Raw genomic sequence first — 19,727 nt, forward strand, 5'->3', positions numbered from 1 at the left:
GCGATGGCGGTGGGGGTGCTGGCGGCACTGCGGTCGCACGGGCTGGGGGCCGGACGGGACGTGGGCATCGTGGCGTTCGACGACGTACCGTGGGCCGGGCTCGTGGACCCGCCGATGACGGTGGTCGCCCAGCCCGCCTACGAGATCGGCACGGTCGCGGCGCAGCTGCTCCTCGCCCGGATGGCCGACAACACCCGCGCGGCGACGACGACCACGCTGAGCGCGCGGCTCGTCGAGCGGGGCAGCTCGCACCGGTAACCCGTCCGCGCACGACTCCGCACGCGCGTGCTACCTTAGGTGGATGTCAGGTCTACGGTCCGCGCTCTCCCGCGCCGGGCTGCGTGTGGAGGCCGACGAGTTCGTGTCCCTCGTGGAGGACGCCTCCCGGCGGCTCGCCCCCGTCGACCCGCGCCCCGCCGACTACTTCAGCCCGGACCAGCGAACCGCCCTGGAAGCCGTCGGGCTGGACCTTTCACCCCAGCACCCCGGCGACAAGGACGTGCGAGCCCGCACGGTCGCGCTGCAGGCCGTGCTCCGAGACACCGCGCTGACCGTCGCCGGCGCCGCCGATCGTATCGGCGTGGACTCGAGCCGTATCCGGCACCGGCTTTCCGCGGCACAGCTGATGGGCTGGAAGGACCGCGGCGGCTGGCGGCTGCCCGTGTGGCAGTTCACCGACGACGACGTGTTACCCGGCCTCGCGACGGTGCTGGCGGCCGTGCCCGCGGACCAGCCGGCCCTGGTGGTGGCGGCGTTCATGACCACGCCGCAACGGCTGCTCGGCGATCCGCCGGTGACGCCCCGGGACTGGTTGATGGCCGGCGGCGCGCCCGCGCGGGTCGCCTCGTTGATGTCCGTTCTGGGGACGCCTGCCTGACGTGTCCCGACTTCCCCTGCCACCCTCGCCGAACATCCTGCGCAAGTTGCTGCGCCAGCAGGAGGATTTCGTCATGGTGCCGCCATCGACCCGACTGGTCCGGGTGTTCGTCGCCGCCGGGGCGCACCAGCAGCGGTGGAACACGTTCCGGCACACCGGGCCGCTGCCGCACGCGCGGTTCGACACGCATCCGCCGAACGGCGGCACGACCACCTCCGCCGCGCACGGCGTGCTGTACTTCGGGCTGTCCGTACGGACTTCCATCGCCGAGGTGTTCCAGGCCTCCTCGGTGGTGGACCGGACCACCCGGCGACCGCACATCGCGGTGTTCGCCCCCTCGCGCCCGCTGTGCCTGCTGGACCTGACGGGGTTGTGGCCCACCCGGGTGGGTGCCTCACAGGAGATTTCCAGCGGCCCCAAGGACATCACGCAGGCGTGGGCGCGTGCGATCCGCGAGGCGTTTCCGGACATCGACGGACTGTGGTACCGGTCGTCGATGGACTCCGGGGACCCCGCCGTGTGTTTGTGGCATCCGCCCGGCGGTTCGGCGTTGCCGCTTTCGCCGGAGGTGTTGCTGCCGCTGGACTACCCGGGGCTGGACCTCCCGCTCGCACGCATCTGCGACTCGCTGAACTACGTGCTGAACTAGCGTCTCTCAGGGGCCCGCGGTGGGGTTTCCCCTACTCCCGGTTCGGGAGGTTCCCCGATGTTTCGGCGCCCCCTCAGGATCTACCGTCATGACAACACAGGCAGTGAGTCACATCACAGGAGCCGGGAGGGTGTCATGGACGAGGCAGACGAAAGAAGCAGGCCGAACCGCCCGCGGGTGTGGCTCGTCGGGCGGGTCGGGACCACCCCCAACCCGGCCGATCTGCCCGCCGTCCGGGACTCCCAGATGCGCACCTGGGTGCCCGGGGCCGACGGGGTCTACCACTCCGCGGACGGTCGGCGTCACGCCACCTGGACCGAGTTGCACGCGCACTACGACCTGGTCGAGGTGGCCTGACCGGGTTACCTCGCCTGGTCGGCGGCGGTGTCACCGGCCGCGGCGGGCTCCCGTTCGATCTCCTCGGCGTTCCTTCGTCCGTCCCGGCGGGTCTTCGCGAGGCTCGCGATCGCGGTGACGGCCAGGACGCCGATGATCACGGACAGGGACAGTGGGATGCCGATGGTCGGCACGGACAGCGGCTCGCCGCCGTTGATGAACGGCAGACTGTTGGTGTGCAGGGCTTCCAGGACCATCTTCACGCCGATGAAGCCCAGGATCACGGCAAGGCCGATCGACAGGTACACCAGCCGCCTGAGCAGGCCGCCCAGCAGGAAGTACAGCTGCCGCAGGCCCATCAGCGCGAAGGCGTTCGCCGCGAAGACCAGGAACGCCTCCTTCGTCAGACCGAAGATCGCGGGGATCGAGTCCACCGCGAACATCAGGTCGGCGGAGCCGATCGCGATCATCACGATGAAGAGCGGGGTGGCGAACCGCCGGCCGTCGACCTTCGTGAAGACCTTCCCGTCGCGGTAGTCGTCGGTCACCGGGAACAGCTTGCGTGCCCACTTGGTGAGGCGGTTCTCCTCGTAGTCGTCCCCGTTCTCGTCGCCGCCGAGGCTGGAGCCGGACAGCTTGACCGCCGTGTAGACGAGGAACGCGCCGAACACGTAGAACACCCAGCTGAACTGGGAGATGGCCGCCGCGCCGAGGGCGATGAAGATGCCGCGGAACACGAGGGCCAGCAGGATGCCCACGAGCAGCACCTTGTGCTGGTGGATCGTCGGCACCTTGAAGGCGGCCATGATCACCAGGAAGATGAAGAGGTTGTCCACCGAGAGGGAGTACTCGGTGATGTAGCCGGCGAAGAACTCGCCGGCGTGGGTGCCGCCGGAGAACATCCAGATGCCGAGGCCGAACAGCACGGCACACGCGATGTAGAAGCTGACCCAACGCCCGGCCTCACCGACAGTGACCTCGTGCGGCTTGCGGTCGACGATCACCAGGTCGACGGCAAGTAGCACGAGGAGACCACCGATCGTGGCCAACCAAACCCAGAAAGGGACCATCATCCACACAACCTCCGGTTCAAGCGCACAACAGGCGAAAACCGGAGGTCTCTTCCGCAGGCTCACCGCCCGCCGGAGGCGCCGGGCCCTGACGATCCAGGTCCGTGCTGACGACACCGCCGCGAAGGAATACTCCCCTCCAACGTCTCCCATTGTCGGGGCCGAGTCCGATTCGCACCAGTCGAAAGCGTGTTGTCCTTCGTCACATCGGACGAACAGGGCTTAACGGACAGGCCTTCTCAGCGCTCTCAGCAATCGTCCAATAGCTTTCTCAGCGTGCCTCGCATTCCACGTCCTCGACCGCGCACCGTCGCCGCCGCGCTGGTCGTCGTGCTCGCCGCCGCAGGCGGGCTGGTCTGGCTGAACAGCGGCGACGAGCCACCCGTGATCCACACCAGGGACCTCACGCTCGCCGGCGCCCAGGGCCCGGACGACAAGGCCCCGGTCCGCCTCGACGCCACTCTCTACCTGCCCGAACAGACACCGGCGCCCGCGGTCATCGTCGCGCACGGGTTCGGTGGGTCGAAGCAGAGCGTGGCCGGTGACGCCAGGGAGCTGGCCGAGCGCGGGTTCGTCGCGCTCGCCTACTCGGCCCGCGGCTTCGGCCGCAGCGAGGGCCAGATCGGGCTGAACTCGATCTCCTACGAGGTCGCGGACGCCTCGAAGATCGTCGACTGGCTCGGCGAGCAGCGCGAGGTCACCAAGGACGGGCCGGACGACCCGAGGGTCGGCGTGACGGGCGGGTCCTACGGCGGTTCGCTGTCGCTGCTGCTCGCGGGCACCGACAAGCGTGTCGACGCGCTCGCGCCGGTGATCACCTACAACGACCTGAGCCAGGCGCTGCTGCCGAACTCGGCGACCACGGGCACGGTGCCGGACACCCCGGCGGCCAACGCGTTCGGGCCGGACGGGGTGTTCAAGAAGTCCTGGGCGGGCATCTTCTTCGCGTCCGGCGCGGCCGGCGGCGGCAGCGGGCTCGACCCGTCCGCGGACGCCATCGAGCCGGGCAACGACGATGACGACATCAACGCGGCGCCCTCCGGCGGCACCGCCGCGCCGGCCGACACCGCCTCCACCGAGGGCGGCCCGGACGCCGCTCCCCCGGTGGGCGCCGACAACCCGTGCGGCCGGTTCCGGCTCGAGTTCTGCGCGGCCTACGCGGAGGTCGCCACCACCGGCCGGGCCAGCCAGCAGACCATCGACCTGCTGAAGTCCGTCTCGCCGGCGACGGTCACCAAGAACATCACCCAGCCGACCATGCTGGTGCAGGGCGAGCAGGACACGCTGTTCGGCCTCGACCAGGCCGACGCGAACGCACGGCAGATCGCCGCCGCGGGCGGCAAGGTGAAGGTCGTCTGGTACACCGGCGGCCACGACGGCGGCAAGCCCGGTCCCGAGCTGCGTGCCGAGATCGCCGACTGGTTCGACTTCCACCTGCGGGACCGCGGGGCCGACCCGGGCCAGGGGCTCGAGTACGCCGTGCAGGGCGCCCTGCGGGTGCAGGGCGCGCCGTCGGTCCGGACCGTGAGCGCGGACGCCTACCCCGGCCTGCCCGGCGACCCGGCCACCCGCCGGCGCGCGGTGCGGGTCTACGGCCCGGAGCAGACGATCATCAACCCGCCGGGCAGCAGTCCGGCGTCGATCAGCAGCCTGCCGGGCCTCGGCGCGATGATCGGCACGTCCTCGCGGCTGGTCAACCAGCTGTCGATCGACCTGCCCGGCCAGGCCGCGCGGTTCGACAGCCGCCCGCTGTCCTCGCAGCTGCTGATCGCGGGGGCGAGCACCGTGAGGGTGCGGGTCGCGGCCGTGCCGGGGGCGCCGCCGTCGGCACAGGACGGCGCCGTGCTGTTCGCGAAGCTGTACGACGTCGGGCCGGACGGCAACACCCGGGTGCTGCCGGGGTCGGCGGTCTCGCCGTTCCGGATCCCCGCGCTGCCGGCCGACGGCTCGCCCGTCGAGGTGACCGTGACGCTGCCGGCCGTCGTGCGCCCGGTCGAGTCCGACCACCGGATCGAGCTGGTGGTCGCCACGACCGACCAGGCGTACGCGACGCCGCCGCAGGCCACCGCCTACCGGATCTCGATCGCGGACGACACGGCCGTCGAGGCGCCGGTCGTGTCGGGCACCCGCTCCGACGGTGGCCCGCCCGCCGGACCGCTGGTCGGCATCGCGATCGTGCTCGGCATCGTGATCGTCGCGGCGATCTGGGGCGCGTTCCGCAGGCGGCGCGCGACCGACCACGACTCGTCGCTTGACGACGTGCCGCTGGTGATCGAAGGACTGTCCAAGCGGTACCCGGGTGACGTGACCGCGGTGGACGACCTGACGTTCCGGGTGGAGCGGGGTCAGGTGCTGGGCCTGCTGGGCCCGAACGGCGCGGGCAAGACGACGTCGCTGCGGATGCTGATGGGGCTGATCCAGCCGACCGGTGGTTCCATCCGCGTGTTCGGGCACAAGGTGTACTCGGGCGCGCCGGTGCTGTCCCGCATCGGGTCCTTCGTGGAGGGCGCCGGGTTCCTGCCGCACCTGTCGGGCCGGGCGAACCTGGAGCTGTACTGGGCGGCGACGGGCCGGCCGCCGTCGAAGGCGCATGTCGAGGAGGCGCTGGAGATAGCCGGTCTCGGCACGGCGGTGCACCGGCGGGTGCGGACCTACAGCCAGGGCATGCGGCAGCGGCTGGCGATCGCCCAGTCCATGCTCGGACTGCCGGACCTGCTGGTGCTCGACGAGCCGACCAACGGGCTGGACCCGCCGCAGATCCACCAGATGCGGGCCGTGCTGCGGCGGTACGCGTCGACCGGGCGGACCGTGGTGGTGTCGTCGCACCTGCTGGCCGAGGTGGAACAGACGTGTGACCACGTGGTGGTCATGCACCACGGCAAGCTGGTCGCGTCCGGCCGGGTCGACGAGATCGTCGGCGGTGGCGGCGAGGCGACGTTCCGGGTGGACGACCCGGAGGAGGCCGCGGCGGTGCTGCGGTCCGTGCATGGCGTCGCGGACGTGGAGATCGAGGGCAACCAGGTGCACGCGGACCTGGACGGCCTCCCCCGTTCCGAGGCACTGGCGAAGCTCGTCGGTGCGGGTGTCGCGGTGGAGCAGGCCGGACCGCGCCGGCGGTTGGAAGACGCGTTCCTTGCCCTGGTTGGAGAGTCGCAGTGACCCGGGCACGCAACCGAGCGTGCGCCGCCCGAACCGGCGGGCACGCGACGAGGGACGACGGCGTGTTGGGAAAGTGGAGCGGAGCGAGCCGATGACCGACGTACATACCGACGAGGCGGCCATCGAGCAGATGGCCGAGGCCGCGGCGCACGAGGAGTCCGAGGTCCAGGCGGACGGCTCGATCGCGGGGTACCGCGCGTCGCACACGCTGCGGTTGCGGGTCGAGCTGCTCCGCCAGGTGCGGCGGCGCCGGGTGCAGCTGGTCCTGGGGTTCCTGGTCGCGCTGCCGTGGATCCTGTGGGCGGCGTTCGAGTTCGGCTCGGACTCGTCGGGCAACCGGTCCGGCGGCTTCGTGGACCTGGCGACGTCGTCGGCGCCGAACTTCGTGGTGTTCGTGCTGTTCGCGGTGTCGAGCTTCCTCTTGCCGATGATCGTGGCGCTGTTCTTCGGCGACACCGTCGCGAGCGAGGCGTCGTGGTCGTCGCTGAAGTACCTGCTGGCGATGCCGATCCCGCGGCACCGGCTGCTGCGGCAGAAGGCGATCGCGTCGGCGCTGCTGTCGCTGTTCGCGGTCACGCTGCTGCCGGCGGTGTCGCTGGGCGTGGGCCTGATCTTCTACGGTCCGCACGAGGCACTCAGCCCGACCGGCGACGCCATCTCGTTCGGCGACTCGATGCTGGCGCTGCTGTTCACGGTGATCTACCTGGCGATCCACCTGTTGTGGGTGGCCGGGGTGGCGCTGTTCCTGACGGTGTCGACGGACGCCCCGCTGGGTGCGGTGGGCGGGACGGTGCTCATCGCGATCCTGTCGTCCATTCTGGACCAGATCACCGCGCTGGAGGGCCTGCGGAACTACCTGCCGACGCACTACGCGTTCGCGTGGTCGGACCTGATCTCGACCGATATCGACTGGTCGAACATGGCCGCGGGCGCGTTCTCGTCGGTGACGTACGCGGCGATCTTCGGCCTGCTGGCGGCCCGCCGGTTCCGGACGAAGGACATCACCTCGTGAGGCGCCCACGCCGTCCGGCGCGACGCGGTCAGCCCCCGACGACGCCCGACTCGCTCGCGTGGTGCTCGAACACCGAGTGATCGGGCCAGGTGAGCCGCCGGCGACGGGGTGAGACCAGCGGCGGCTCCGCCTGCCCCGCCTGCCCGACGAACGCCGGCTCGTCCGGCCCGGCATCGACCACCGCGAGGCGCGACGGTGTGTAGCTCTGCCGCGAGTCGCCGGTGGGGTTCGTCGTGTAGACAAGCCAGGCGTCCTTGGCCGCCCTGGCGGTGTCGACGAGGCCGAGTGCCTGGGCGTCGGCCGGACCGGTCACGCGACCGGTCCGGCCGAAGACGTCGCCCACCCCGCCGGCGAACAGCATGACGATGTTGGCGACGGCGTTGACGACGCCGCGCAGGATATTCCAGAAGAACCTGCGGATCAGCCGCTTGCCTTTGACCGTCCCGTCCTTGCGGCGGCCGGGGATCTCGAACACGGGCCTGACGTCACCGAGGTGGAGCGCGATCACCGGCTCGCCCCACCGGCTCTCGGCCAGCGCCTGGACCCGTTCCCGGAGCTCGGGAACGGGACTCCGGCTCGCGGCCCACTCATCGAGACCCCGACCGGCCTCGTCGATCTTCGACGCCAGGCGGGCGCCACGAGCCCACCGCCGCCGCTCACTCTCCGCGGAACCGACCGCCATCTCCCACTCCCCCGAACCAGGAGCCGTCGAGCCTACAAGGTGCCGGGCGCCGCCCGGAGATCCAACACCCCACCCGATCGGGGCACGGCCGCGGTCAGCGGCCGCGGCGGGTGCGGAGGTAGTCGCCGACCACTGCCGCGCCGAGGCCGTCCAGGTCCGGGGCCACCACCCGGCCGCCGCTCCGGCGGGCCACCAGGTCCACGAACTTCTGCAGCGACGGGTCCTCGCCGAGCATGAAGACCGTCACCGACGCGCCCAGTTTGGCCAGGGCGTCCACTTCGGCCACCGTCTTGCGCAGGGTCCGTGGCTCCGGCGGCCAGGAGAACTCCGCCTCGCCGTCCGGTTCCAGGTGCGCGGTCGGCTCGCCGTCCGTCACGACCAGGACGACCGGTTGCGCGTCCGAGTGCTTGCGCAGGTGCCGGCCCGCCAGCAGGAGCGCGTGGTGCAGGTTGGTGCCCTGCTCCCACACCCCTTCCAGGCCGACCAGCTCCGGCAGGTCCACCGTCCGCGCGTGCCGCCCGAACGTGATCAGCTGCAGCGCGCCGCCGCGGAAGCGGGTCGTGATCAGCTGGTGCAGCGCCAACGCCGTGCGCTTCATCGGCACCCAGCGGCCGTCCTGCACCATCGACCACGACGTGTCCACGCACAGCGCCACCGCGGCCCTCGACCGCTGCTCGGTCTCCACCACCTCGACGTCCACCACGTCCAGCTTCACCGGCCCCGGACCGGACCGCAGCACCGCGTTGCGGATGGTCCGTGACGTGTCCCACGAGGACGTGTCGCCGAACTCCCACGGCCTGGTCGAACCGGTCGGCTCACCGGAAGCGCCGGACAGCACCGAGTCACGCTCACCGGAGTTGCGGGCCGCGGTCAGCACGTCCTTCAGCGCGGTCTCACCCAGCCGACGCAATGCCTTGGGGGACAAGCGAAGCGACCCGTCGGGCGCCCGCTCGAGCAGACCCTGTGCACGCAACTGCTGCTCCAGCTCGGCCAGCCTGCGGGCGTCGACCCGGGAGTCCTCGCCCAGTTGGCGTTCCAGCGCCTCCAGGTCGATGTCCTCGAGCCGGGCGCCCGGGTACGACTGGGCCAGCTGCTCGGCCAGCGCGTCCAGCTCCGCGAGGTCCGCCATCGCCTGGGCGCCCTCGCCCATGCCCAGCGGCTGGTTGCCACGGAACCGCGCCGAGCCCGTCCAGTCCTCGCCCGGCCGCAACGCACGCAGGTTCGCGTCCAAAGTGGACACCTGCTGTGCCAGCCGGGGATCGCCGAACGCGGACGCCATCAGCTCCGACAGCTCGGCACGCTGCTGCTCGGACATCGAGTTCATCATGCGCTGTGCGGCCGCGGCCCTCGCGGCCAGCGCGTCGACCAGCTCCTCGGTGTTGCGCGGGTTCTCCGGGAAGAACTCCCCGTGCTTGCGCATGAAGTCCTGGAACTGCTCGGTGGTGTCGTCGCCACGCAGGTGCGACAGCAGCAGGTCGTTCAGGTCCGCCATCATCTGGCGGATCCGCTCCGTGTCCTCCGGTGTCATCTCCTGGAGCGTCTGCTTCATCCCCTGGAAGCGGGACTCCATCAGCTCCTGGCCGAGCAGGTTCCGGATCTCCTCGTACTTCCCGCGCGCCTCGTCCGAACGCCAGTCGTACTCGGCCAGCTCGCGCACGGCGGCCGCGGTGCCGGACGGCAGCGCGTCGAGCTGCGCCTCCCGGAAGCGGGCGTCGTCGTCCGGGTCGGGGAACAGCGCGGTCTTCTCCAGCTGGACGGCCTCGTCGAGCAGCCGCCGCACCTCCTGCAGCGTGCCGTCGAGGTTGTGCCGGCGCTGGATCTGCGCCCGCCGCTCCCAGAGCTTCCTGCTCAGTTCGTCCAGGCCGGCCGCGTTCCGGGTGCCGCGGCGGAGCAACTCCTCCAGCGCGGACCGCGGTGACCGGCCGTCCATGACGTCGCGCCCGATCGCGTCCAGGGCGTCCCGCAGGTCTACCGGGGGCGCGAGCGGGTCGGGGCCGTCGTAGTAGCGGCCGTACGTGAACCTGCTCATGACGTCACCTCCTCGCCCGCCCTGCCCGACGCTACCTCCATGGCAACGAGTGAATCGGTAATCCTGCTCCCGAGACCCGCGCGAAAGTCCCACTCGTGCGTACGAGAGTCCCGCTCGTGCATCCAGGCGCAGGTCGGGCGCCAGTCGTGGGTCGCTCCGTGGGCTCCGCTCATGGGCCGTAGACCGTCGTTCCCTCGTCGGAGTCCTTCGCGAGCTTGCGGCGGAGGTACAGCGCCTCCAGCGCCAGCTCCACCGCCGCGGCGATGCGGCCGGGGCTGTCGGTCGGCGACACGTCCAACCGGCTCGCGACCTCGTGCAGGATCGGCAGCTCGGGCAGCGCCGCCAGGACCTCGGCGCCCGGCACGCGCTCGCCGGTGGCGACCAGGTGGCCGTCCACGACCGAGTCCACGAGCGGCCGCAGGTCCAGGCCGGCGAACCGGTCCTTGGCGGTCTCGGCGACCGCGCGGCGCAGCAGGTGCACGAGGTGCTCGTTCTCGCGGCCCTCCTCGCCGGACTCGAACTCCAGCTTGCCGCGCAGCACGCTCGGCACCGACTCCAGGTCGATCGGGCGGGCGACGGCCGGGTGCTCGTCGGTCAGCGCGGACCGGCGCAGTGCGGCGGCGGCGATCGTCTCGGCGGCCGCGACCGCGAACCGGGCGGACACGCCCGAGCGTTGGTCGATGGCGTTCGACTCACGCAGGTTGCGCACGAACCGGGCCAGGATCTCCAGCAGCTCGTCCCCGACCTCCGCGACGAGGTGTGCCTCCTGCCGGATCACGTCCACCTCGGCGCCGATCGTCAGCGGGTAGTGCGTGACGACCTCGGCGCCGAAGCGGTCCTTCAGCGGCGTGATGATGCGGCCGCGGTTGGTGTAGTCCTCGGGGTTGGAGGTGGCGACGAGCAGCACGTCGAGCGGCAGGCGCAGCGTGTAGCCGCGGACCTGGATGTCCCGCTCCTCCATGACGTTCAGCAGCGCCACCTGGATCCGCTCGGCCAGGTCGGGCAGCTCGTTGATGGCCACGATGCCCCGGTGTGCGCGCGGGACGAGTCCGAAGTGGATGGTCTCCGGGTCGCCGAGCGTGCGGCCCTGGGCCACCTTGACGGGGTCGACGTCGCCGATGAGGTCGCCGACGGAGGTGTCCGGGGTGGCGAGCTTCTCCGTGTACCGCTCGGAGCGGTGCCGCCAGGCGACCGGGAGGTCGTCACCCAGCTCGGCGGCGCGGCGGCGGGACTCGGGGGTGATGGGGTCCAGCGGGTGCTCGCCCAGCTCGGAGCCCTCGATGATCGGGGTCCACTCGTCGAGCAGGCCGACCATGGTGCGCAGCAGTCGGGTCTTGCCCTGGCCGCGCTCGCCGAGCAGGACCACGTCGTGGCCGGCTATCAGCGCGCGCTCCAGCTGGGGCAGGACGGTCTTGCCGAAGCCCACGATGCCCGGCCAGGGGTCGCGTCCAGCACGCAACGCCTGAACGAGGTTGTCGCGGATCTCGGCCTTCACCCCGCGGGGAGTGTGCTGCGCCGCGCGCAGCTCACCCGCGGTGCGGGGGAGGTTCTCGGGTTGGGTCGGTACAGCGCCTGTCACGATTACAACGTTACGTTCGTTGTGGCGATCAGTCGACGTGGAGCACGCTCTAGGTGTCGGTCGCCTGCTTCGGCTCCGGGGCCGGCAGGCCGAAGAGGACTATCCACACCGCACCGCAGAACAGGGCGATGTCCGCGACGTTGCCGACGAACCAGTCGTTGTAGTCGATGAAGTCGACCACGTGGCCCCGCGCGAAGCCGGGGGCACGGAAAAGGCGGTCTCCCAGGTGGGTCGTGGCGCCGCCGAGCAGCAGCGAGAACCCGATGAGCCGGGCCTTCGGCTGCGGGCGGTGACCGCCCACAGGAGCCAGCCGGCGGCGACCGCCGCGACGACGGCGAAGACCCAGGTGAAGTTTTCGCCCATAGAGAACGCGGCGCCCGGGTTGTAGAGGAGGCGGAACTCCAGGAAGTCGCCAAGGACCGGGATCGGCGCGTGGTCGGTGAGGGTGCGTACGGCCCAGAGCTTGGTGGCCTGGTCCAGCACTACTACGCCGGCCGCGATGGCCAGGGCCGGCGGGAGCCGGCGTGTCGGGGTGGTGTCCATCGGCGCTCAGCGTAGCGAGCCCGGCGACGGTCGGCCGGGCTTCTGGCGAGCACGTTCGAACAGCTCCTGGGAGTGGCCGTTCGCTAGTGCTCCCCGTGGCGGACCTCGTCGCGGGTGTCGCGGAACCTGATGGACTCGATGGAGTTCAGTGCGATCAGCAGGACGGCCAGCACGCCCAGGCTCGCGAGCGCGGGCAGGTGCTCGACGAGCGGCACCAGCGCGACGAGCACCACGGCCACCACCAGCCGGTACAGCTTGACCTCCCGGTAGCACCGCCACGCGAAACCCACGTGTGCCAGCAGGTACAGCGAGGTGCCGCCGTACAGGGCCCACAGGGGTGCCCCGTGCAACGCGTCGGCCAGCGAGTGATGCTCGGTGTCCCCCACGTAGGTGAGGACCTTCTTCAGGCCCAACGCCAGCATCACGATCCCGAGCACCATCGGCAGGTGCAGGTAGGTGAAGCCGGCCCGTGCCATCGACACCCGTTTGTGGCCCTCCGCGCTGGCCAGCGCGTGCTCGCCGACCAGCGCGGCGGTGTCGAAGTACGCCCACCACAGGCTTGCCGACACCGCCAACCCGAACACGGCGGCGACCACGATCGGCCACGAGATCGGCAGGTGGGTGACACCCACACCTATGGCCACGATCGACTCGCCGAGGGCGATGAGCACCATGAGCCCGTGCCGCTCGGCGAAGTGGCGCGCCGAGTTCAGCCGCCAGCCACGGGCGCCGATCGCCAGCGTGCCGCCGTAGTCGGCCACCACCGCGGCCCCCCACAGCCACAGCTGCGCGGCCCCGGACGTGTTCGCGGCGAGCAGAAGCAGCACCGTGCCGCCGACCATCGTGGGGGCGAACTTGCCGACCTGGCGCCGCAGCCCCGGGTCGTTGCCGCTGATGAGCCAGAACAGCCCGACGTGCACAGCGCGCAGCGCCAGGTAGCCGAAGGCGAACACGGTCGGCCCGTGCAGCCCGCCCGGCAGGTCCCGGAACGACTCGGGGATCGCGAGTGCCAGCAGGAACATGGCCGCCATCGCGAACAGCATCGTCACCCGGGTCAGGCCCTCGTCGGCCTTCACCAGGTTGGAGATCCAGGAGTATCCGACCCAGCACCACCACACGACGGCCATCAGCAGCGTGCCGCGCAGCAGGCCGGTCCCGTTCGGCTCCTCGGCCATCAGGGCCGTGATCTGGGTAAGCGCGAACACGAAAACCAGGTCGAAGAACAGTTCCAGCGTCGTCGCGGAGGCGGCTTCCCGTAGCCTCTCGACTCGTACCCGGGCCGGTTGTGACATGCGCACAGTCTCGCCCACGAACTCAGGAGGGACGACCGAGCATGGCGCTTGAGCTGCGGTGGGACCCGGCGCCGTCGGACTGGAGCGACGCACTGCGTGCGGTGTACCCGATGTACCGGTGGGCGCCGTGGTTCGGCATCGGGCTCGGTGCGCTGGCCGTCGTGCTGCTGGTCGCCGGGCAGCCGGTGCCCGGGTTCTTCGGCGTGCTGTGCGCGCTGATCATCGTGGCCATGCCGATGGTGGCCGTGTGGGCGCAGTTCCGGCGCAACCCGGTCGCGGCGGCGACGGTCACGGCGACCGTGGACGAGCAGTCGTTCCGGATGATGACCGTCGACGGCACCGCGTACACGGACCTGCGCTGGTCGACGATGGCGGGCTGGGTCGAGACCAGGCACAACTTCGTGCTGCGCACCGGCGGGTCGGCCCTGTTCCCGGTGCCGGGCCGGGCCTTCGGCGAGCAGGAGGACCTCGACGGGTTCCGTGACCTGCTGCGTCAGCAGTTGGGCGAGCCCTCGAAACGCTAGGCGGAACGCGTGAGATCAACCTACCCGAAAGTCGGCTGAGCATCGTCGCGTAACCTTTCCCGTGTGTCATCCCCCAGCGCGACTCTGGCGGTGTGGAGCTCAGCCTGGCTGAGTGGCGCGGCCGCTGCTGACGATGTGCTCGACGCCCTGCAGGACTGGGCCGAGCTGCACGAGGTGGTCGCCGCGGACGAGCGGCTCGCCTCCACTCTCGAGCTCCCTGTTCGTGGCGAGGCAGGCGGGTCACCCGCCGCGTTGCTCGCCGCGCTGCGCCGCTCCGGCGCGGTCAACGCCGAGCTCGTCATGCCGGTCCCCGGCGACGTACGCGGCCTCGGCGGCGCCAGCCGGTTCGCCTCGGAAGCCTTACGTGCCGGCGAGGCGGTGGTCGTGGGCGGCCTCGGCATCGTGCCGGAACGCGTCGGCGGCAACGTCGACACCGGCATCATCCGGTGGACCGTCTTCGAGATCGACCGCACCACGCCGACGCCGAACGTGCCGCTCGGCGAGGCCGAGCACGAGCTGACCGGCGCGATGCGTGTCGCGGCCGGCATGCTGATCGAGCTCGGCGTCGCCAAGCGGCGGGCCGGGGTCCGCGAGGAGCTGCAGGCCCGGGTCGCGGAACGCACGAAGTCCCGGTGGCCGGAGGGCATGCCGCAGCGGGCGCTGCGGGTGCTGCAGCGCGCGGCCGAGGTGGCGGCGATCCTGGAGCTGGCCATGGAGGACGAGCCGGGTGGCGCCCTGTCGGCGTCGTCCGCCCTCAAGCGTGCCGAGGCCCTGCGGCCCCTGTTCCACGCCGTCCGCACGGCCCGCTGCGCGGCGGTCGCCGACGCGGTCCGCGCCCTCGACGTGACCGATGCTCATTGAGAAACGGCTGTGGGCCGGGATTCAGGACGGGTCGATCACGGTGATCTTCCGCCGGTGGAAACGCCGGCAGGCCACCGCGGGCAACACCTACCGGACCGCTGCCGGGCGGATCGTCGTCGACGAGGTCACCGAGATCGCGCCGTCCCGCATCCGCCGGGCCGACGCGCTCGCCGCCGGCTACGGGTCGGTCGCCGAGGTGGTCGCGGATCTACGTGGCACGCCAGGGGATCCCGTCTTCCTGCTGCGGCTACGGCCGGCGCGGGACGAGGATCCCCGTACGGTGCTGGCCGAGACGGTCCAGCTGTCCACTGAGGACGTCGAGGGGATCACGCGCCGGCTGGCGCGGCTCGACCACGCCAGCGGCCACGGCCCGTGGACCGAGCAAACGCTTGTCATCATTCGGGAACGCCCGGCCGTCCGGGCGGGCGACCTCGCGGACGAGCTGGGCCGCGAGATGCTCCCGTTCAAGGTGGACGTGCGGAAGCTGAAGAACCTCGGCCTGACACTGAGCCTCGAGGTCGGCTACCGGCTCTCGCCGCGCGGCGAGGCCTACCTGCGGCTCCGCTGAGGCGGCTCACAGCACCCGACCGCGCAGGGCGCGCCGTTCACGGTGCACCCGCCCACGGGGAAGTCCGACAGCTTCCGGACGGGCGCGTCGGCCAGTTGTTCCTTCACCAGCTCCACGATCAGCCGCGCGAACCGCGGGTCCCCGCTCGGCGCGACCGCCCTGGCGAAGCCCATGCCGTACGAGGCCGCCTTCTCCGCGGCCTCCGTGTCGAGGTCCCACACGACCTCGAGGTGGTCGCTCACGAACCCGACCGGACACAGCAACACGGCCGGGACTCCCTTGCCGTGCAGGGCATCCAGGTGGTCGAGGATGTCCGGCTCCAGCCACGGCACCTGCGGCGGCCCCGACCGGGACTGCCACACCACGTCGTACTCCGTGACGCCCAGGTCCTCGGCCACCAGCCGCGCGGCCTCCGCGATCTGCTTCGAGTACCGGTGACCGCCCTCGGCGGGCGGCCCGGACGCCGCGTCGGCCGACATCGGCACCGAATGCGCGGTGAACACCAGCCGGTGCTCCCCCAGCCCCTCGGCGGCCGCGCGCACCGCGTCCGCGAACGCCGCGACGAACAGGGGGTGGTCGAAGAAGTGCCGCAGCTTCGTCAGGTCCGGCGCGCCGTCCCCCACCGCGTCACGCGCACGGGTGATGTCCTCGTCGTACTGCCGGCACGCCGAGTACCCGCCGTACGCACTGGTCGGGAAGACCAGGGCGGACCTCACCCCGTCGTGGTACATCGCGGAGAGCGTGTCCTCGACCATCGGGTGCCAGTTGCGGTTGCCGAAGTACACCGGCAGGTCGATGCCCTGCGCCGCCAGCTCGGCCTCGACCGCCGAGATCGCGGCCCGGTTCAGCGCGTTGATCGGCGACACGCCGCCGAACCCGAGGTAGTGCTGCTCGACCTCGTCCAGCCGCTCCGGTGGCACGCCCCGGCCCCTGGTCACGTTCTCCAGGAACGGCCGTACGTCGGCGGGCTTGTCCGGCCCGCCGAACGACAGCCACAGCAACGCGTCCACCGCTACTGGCCCGTCGCGTGCACGCCGCCGTCGACCATGATCATCGACCCGGTGGTGGCCGGCAGCCAGTCGGACAGGACCGCGCAGATGGACTTCGCGACCGGCGTGGCGTCCTCGGCGTCCCAGCCGAGCGGCGCCCGGTCGCCCCAGCCGTCCTCCAGCTCGTTGAAGCCCGGGATCGACTTGGCCGCCATCGTCTTCACCGGACCCGCCGACACCAGGTTCACGCGGATGCCCCGCGGTCCGAGGTCACGCGCCAGGTAGCGGTTCACCGACTCCAGCGCCGCCTTCGCCACGCCCATCCAGTTGTAGGCCGGCCACGCGACCCGCGCGTCGAAGTCCATGCCGACGATCGAGGCGCCCCGGCCGAGCAGCGGCAGGCACGCGACGGCCAGCGACTTGAACGAGAACGCCGACACCTCGATCGCGACCGACACGTCCGCGCCCGGCGCGTCGAGGAACGGCGCGCCGAGGCAGGTCTGTGGGGCGAACCCGATCGAGTGCAGCACGCCGTCGAGCCCGTCCACGTGCTCGCGCACCCGGTCGGCCAGCGTGTCCAGGTGCTCCTGGTTCTGCACGTCCAGCTCGATTACCGGCGGCGGCGTCGGCAGGCGCTTGGCGATCCGCTCCACGAGGCTCATCCGGCCGAACCCGGTGAGCACGACCTGCGCGCCCTGCTCCTGGGCGGCCCTCGCCGCGTGGAACGCGATCGACGCCTCGGTGATGACACCGGTGATGAGCAGGCGCTTGCCTTCGAGCAGACCGGTCACTTGCCGTTCCTCCTGGGAAGATGACGTTGGGTCGGGGTCAGTGTGTCAGTGCCCCATCCCGAGCCCGCCATCGACCGGCAGCACCGCGCCGTTGATGTAGGCGGCGGCGTCGGAGGCGAGGAACGTGACGGCCGCGGCGACCTCGTCGGTCTGCCCGTAGCGGCCGGCCGGCACGCTGGCGAGGATCGTCTGCTTGCGCTCCTCGGACACGGCGTCGGTCATGTCGGTCGCGATGAAGCCCGGGGTGATCACGTTCGCGGTGATGTTGCGCCCGCCCAGCTCCCTGGTGACCGAGCGGGCCACGCCGATCAGGCCCGCCTTGCTGGCCGCGTAGTTGATCTGGCCGGGGCCGCCGCTCAGGCCGACCACCGACGAGATGAAGATCATCCGACCCCAGCGGGCCTTGAGCATCGCGCGGGTGGCCCGCTTCGCGACCCGGAACGCGCCGGTCAGGTTCGCGTCGAGGACCCGGGTGAACTGCTCCTCGGTCATCCGCATGAGCAGCGTGTCGTCGGTGATGCCGGCGTTGGCGACCAGCACCTCGACCGCGCCCTGCTTCTCCTCGATCTCCTTGAACGCGGCGTCGACCTGGCCGGTGTCGGTGACGTCGCAACGCACCCCGAACAGGTCCTCCGGCGCCGGCTTGCCCCGGTAGGTCACCGCCACCTCGTCGCCCTGCGCGGCGAACGCCCTGGCGATGGCCAGACCGATGCCCCGGTTACCCCCTGTTACCAGTACTGAACGACCCACGGCGCGATCTCCTTGCTGGCACAACCTTCATGTCCGTCGGCAAGGCTATCCGCCGGCAGGGACGGCGGCGCGCACGGCTCTGTCCGGTTGTCGGCGAGGTCACGGTAGGCGTTGGCCGATCAGCAGGGCGCTGCCCGCCGCGAGGAGGGCCGCGAGGGTGCCGAGCATGAGCCACGGCTTGCTGGCGTCGGCGTCCTTGGTCTCGTAGCCGATCTGCTCACCCAGCGTGTCGTACACCCGGTGCAGCTCGTCGGCGCTCGCCGCCTTGTAGAACTCGCCGCCGGACAGGTCCGCGATCTGCTTCATGGACTCGTCGTCGACCGGCACGGCCTGGCTCTTGCCGTCGATCGTGACCTCGCCCTCGGTGGTGCCGTACGAGATCGTGGACACCGGGACCTTCGTGTCCTTCGCCTGCCTGGCCGCGGTGAACGCGCCCCTCGGGTCGTCCGCGTCGTCGGTCGGGACGGTCTGCTTCCCGTCGCTCATGAGCACGATCCGGGCCGGCGGGGCACCGTCCGCGCCGCCGACGATCTGTGCGAAGCCCTCGATCGACTGCAGCGCCGCGAAGATCGCCTCACCGGTCGCGGTGGACTCGGCGAGCCGCAGGTTGTCGATGGCCTTGGCCACGCCCGCGCGGTCGGTGGTCGGCGAGACCATCACGCTCGCGGTGCCGGCGAAGGAGATGAGGCCGAGGTTGATGCCCGGTGTGAGGCCGTTGGCGAAGTCCTTCGCGGCGTCCTTCGCGGCCTTGAGCCGGGACGGCTTGACGTCGGTGGCCTCCATCGACAGCGACACGTCGATCACGAGCATCACGGTCGCGCGGTTGCGGGGCACCCGCTGCTCGGCGGTGGGGCCGGCCATCGCCGTGGTCAGCAGCGTCAACGCGACCACCAGGACCACGGCGGGCACGTGCCGCACCCAGGTCTGCTGCCTGGGCACCACCCGCTCCAGCAGCGCGAGGTTGGTGAACCGCATGATCCGCCGGTGGCGCATCCGCTGCACCACGACGTAGCCGACCACCAGCAGCACGACCACGATCAGCAGCAGGAACCACCAGGGGGCGGTGAATCCGCCGAAGCTGAGGCCGAACATCAGGCCACTCCTCCCCCGGACCAGCGCCGCTTGCGGGCGACGACGAAACGTACGGTGTCCGCGATCCAGTCCGAGTCGGTGCGCAGGACCAGGTGTCCCCCGCCCGCGCCGCGGACGGCGGCCGCGACGGCGGACCGGTGCTCGGCCGCCGCGGCGGCGAACTCCCTGCGCAGCAGGGCGGAGGCGTGCACCTCGCGCTGCCGGCCGGTCTCCGGGTCGGACAGCACGACCAGGCCGACCTCCGGCAGGTCGATGTCGCGCGGGTCGAGCACCTCGATGGCGATCAGCTCGTGCCTGGTGGACAGGCCACGCAGCGGGCGCTGCCACTCGAGGTCGCCGAGGAAGTCGGAGATCACCACCGCGAGACCGCGGCGGCGCGGCGGGCGGCGGAGCTGCTCCATCGCCTCCCGCAGGTCACCCCGGGTGCCCTCCGGCGCGCGTGGGGTCTCGGCGACCTTGCGCACCAGGCCGCGGGCGTGCGCGAGCCCACCCCGCGCCGGGACGCGGATGGTCGTCGCGCCGGTCGAGATGATCGCCCCGATGCGGTTGCCGCCACCACCGGTGAGGTGCGCGACCGCGGCCGTGGCGGCCACCACCAGGTCCCGCTTCTCGCACGCGGCGGTGCCGAAGTCCAGGCTCGCGGACAGGTCGACGACCAGCCACGTCTCCAGCTCGCGGTCGGCGACCGTCTCCCGGATGTGCGGCACGGTCGTGCGTGCCGTGACCGCCCAGTCCATGCGGCGCACGTCGTCGCCGGGCTGGTAGGTGCGTGCCTCCCCCGGCTCGGAGCCGGGCCCCGGCACGAGGCCGAGGTGGTTGCCCTGCAGGAGCCCGTCGAGCCGGCGGCGCACGTCCAGCTCGAGCAGCCGGAGCCCGTGCTCCATCCGGTCGCCCTGCAGGATCGGCGGTGCCCAGCCCGGCCGC

Annotated in this window: 20 protein-coding genes and 1 pseudogene; 9 read left to right on the forward strand and 12 right to left on the reverse strand. The window is 71.5% G+C overall.

What is annotated here, in order from left to right; genetic code table 11:
* The 4 genes from VET29_RS13370 to VET29_RS13385 all read left to right on the forward strand — a co-directional run.
* On the forward strand, nucleotides 1-258 hold a 258-nt coding region (locus tag VET29_RS13370), incomplete at its 5' end, for a substrate-binding domain-containing protein (RefSeq protein ID WP_324919709.1).
* A 43-nt stretch (nucleotides 259-301) separates the two neighbouring features.
* A complete protein-coding gene (locus VET29_RS13375) occupies nucleotides 302-877 on the forward strand; it encodes a DNA-binding protein (protein WP_324919711.1) in 576 nt (191 codons plus the stop codon).
* A gap of 1 nt (nucleotide 878) precedes the next feature.
* Nucleotides 879-1,526, forward strand: coding sequence for an RES family NAD+ phosphorylase (locus VET29_RS13380; protein WP_324919713.1), 648 nt, complete (start codon nucleotides 879-881; stop codon nucleotides 1,524-1,526).
* 135 nt (nucleotides 1,527-1,661) lie between these two features.
* Nucleotides 1,662-1,883, forward strand: a complete 222-nt coding sequence (locus VET29_RS13385) for a hypothetical protein (protein ID WP_324919715.1) — start codon at nucleotides 1,662-1,664, stop codon at nucleotides 1,881-1,883.
* Nucleotides 1,884-1,888: 5 nt separating this feature from the next.
* On the opposite strand, the gene VET29_RS13390 is transcribed toward VET29_RS13385, so the two are convergent.
* Entirely contained in the window at nucleotides 1,889-2,935 is a 1,047-nt protein-coding gene (locus VET29_RS13390) for a TerC family protein (protein WP_324919717.1), read from the reverse strand.
* A gap of 273 nt (nucleotides 2,936-3,208) precedes the next feature.
* Here VET29_RS13390 and VET29_RS13395 point away from each other — a divergent pair, with 273 nt between their 5' ends.
* Both VET29_RS13395 and VET29_RS13400 read left to right on the forward strand, forming a co-directional pair.
* Entirely contained in the window at nucleotides 3,209-6,091 is a 2,883-nt protein-coding gene (locus tag VET29_RS13395; protein WP_324919719.1) for an alpha/beta fold hydrolase, read from the forward strand.
* A gap of 91 nt (nucleotides 6,092-6,182) precedes the next feature.
* A complete protein-coding gene (locus VET29_RS13400) occupies nucleotides 6,183-7,103 on the forward strand; it encodes an ABC transporter permease (protein ID WP_324919721.1) in 921 nt (306 codons plus the stop codon).
* Between the two features lie 28 nt (nucleotides 7,104-7,131).
* Here VET29_RS13400 and VET29_RS13405 read toward each other — a convergent pair whose 3' ends face one another.
* The 6 genes and pseudogenes from VET29_RS13405 to VET29_RS13430 all read right to left on the reverse strand — a co-directional run bounded on the left by VET29_RS13405 (nucleotide 7,132) and on the right by VET29_RS13430 (nucleotide 13,228).
* Nucleotides 7,132-7,785, reverse strand: coding sequence for a hypothetical protein (locus VET29_RS13405; RefSeq protein WP_324919723.1), 654 nt, complete (start codon nucleotides 7,783-7,785; stop codon nucleotides 7,132-7,134).
* Nucleotides 7,786-7,879: 94 nt separating this feature from the next.
* The gene (locus VET29_RS13410; protein WP_324919724.1) at nucleotides 7,880-9,814 is read right to left on the reverse strand and encodes a VWA domain-containing protein; all 1,935 of its coding nucleotides are present in this window, start codon (nucleotides 9,812-9,814) and stop codon (nucleotides 7,880-7,882) included.
* Nucleotides 9,815-9,983: 169 nt separating this feature from the next.
* On the reverse strand, nucleotides 9,984-11,393 hold the full coding sequence (locus tag VET29_RS13415) for a sigma 54-interacting transcriptional regulator (protein WP_324919727.1): 1,410 nt from the start codon (nucleotides 11,391-11,393) through the stop codon (nucleotides 9,984-9,986).
* 49 nt (nucleotides 11,394-11,442) lie between these two features.
* Complete coding sequence (locus tag VET29_RS13420) at nucleotides 11,443-11,694, reverse strand: signal peptidase II (RefSeq protein WP_324919729.1); 252 nt, start codon at nucleotides 11,692-11,694, stop codon at nucleotides 11,443-11,445.
* Between the two features lie 41 nt (nucleotides 11,695-11,735).
* Nucleotides 11,736-11,936, reverse strand: a pseudogene (locus VET29_RS13425) (signal peptidase II); the annotation flags it as partial.
* An 83-nt stretch (nucleotides 11,937-12,019) separates the two neighbouring features.
* Nucleotides 12,020-13,228, reverse strand: a complete 1,209-nt coding sequence (locus VET29_RS13430) for a low temperature requirement protein A (RefSeq protein WP_324919731.1) — start codon at nucleotides 13,226-13,228, stop codon at nucleotides 12,020-12,022.
* Between the two features lie 41 nt (nucleotides 13,229-13,269).
* On the opposite strand from VET29_RS13430, the gene VET29_RS13435 reads away from it, so the two are divergent.
* The 3 genes from VET29_RS13435 to VET29_RS13445 all read left to right on the forward strand — a co-directional run bounded on the left by VET29_RS13435 (nucleotide 13,270) and on the right by VET29_RS13445 (nucleotide 15,181).
* Nucleotides 13,270-13,752, forward strand: a complete 483-nt coding sequence (locus VET29_RS13435) for a YcxB family protein (RefSeq protein ID WP_324919733.1) — start codon at nucleotides 13,270-13,272, stop codon at nucleotides 13,750-13,752.
* Nucleotides 13,753-13,815: 63 nt separating this feature from the next.
* Nucleotides 13,816-14,613 carry a hypothetical protein gene (locus tag VET29_RS13440; protein ID WP_324919735.1) on the forward strand — a complete coding sequence of 266 codons (798 nt, stop codon included), beginning with the start codon at nucleotides 13,816-13,818 and terminating at the stop codon, nucleotides 14,611-14,613.
* Nucleotides 14,603-15,181, forward strand: a complete 579-nt coding sequence (locus VET29_RS13445) for a hypothetical protein (protein ID WP_324919737.1) — start codon at nucleotides 14,603-14,605, stop codon at nucleotides 15,179-15,181. Before VET29_RS13440 ends, VET29_RS13445 begins: the two co-directional genes overlap by 11 nt.
* Here VET29_RS13445 and VET29_RS13450 read toward each other — a convergent pair.
* The 5 genes from VET29_RS13450 to VET29_RS13470 form a co-directional block, all read right to left on the reverse strand.
* A complete protein-coding gene (locus tag VET29_RS13450) occupies nucleotides 15,163-16,191 on the reverse strand; it encodes a ferrochelatase (protein ID WP_324919739.1) in 1,029 nt (342 codons plus the stop codon). The two genes, VET29_RS13445 and VET29_RS13450, sit on opposite strands and share 19 nt — an antisense overlap.
* A gap of 2 nt (nucleotides 16,192-16,193) precedes the next feature.
* The gene (gene fabI, locus VET29_RS13455) at nucleotides 16,194-16,961 is read right to left on the reverse strand and encodes an enoyl-ACP reductase FabI (RefSeq protein ID WP_324919741.1); all 768 of its coding nucleotides are present in this window, start codon (nucleotides 16,959-16,961) and stop codon (nucleotides 16,194-16,196) included.
* 45 nt (nucleotides 16,962-17,006) lie between these two features.
* Nucleotides 17,007-17,711, reverse strand: coding sequence for a beta-ketoacyl-ACP reductase (locus VET29_RS13460; protein ID WP_324919743.1), 705 nt, complete (start codon nucleotides 17,709-17,711; stop codon nucleotides 17,007-17,009).
* Between the two features lie 99 nt (nucleotides 17,712-17,810).
* Entirely contained in the window at nucleotides 17,811-18,803 is a 993-nt protein-coding gene (locus VET29_RS13465; protein WP_324919745.1) for a VWA domain-containing protein, read from the reverse strand.
* Nucleotides 18,803-19,687, reverse strand: a complete 885-nt coding sequence (locus VET29_RS13470; protein WP_324919783.1) for a DUF58 domain-containing protein — start codon at nucleotides 19,685-19,687, stop codon at nucleotides 18,803-18,805. The genes VET29_RS13465 and VET29_RS13470 overlap by 1 nt, the downstream gene beginning before the upstream one ends.
* Between the last annotated feature and the right edge of the window lie 40 nt (nucleotides 19,688-19,727).

The sequence above is a fragment of the Actinophytocola sp. genome (assembly GCF_035634895.1).
GTDB lineage: Bacteria > Actinomycetota > Actinomycetes > Mycobacteriales > Pseudonocardiaceae > Actinophytocola.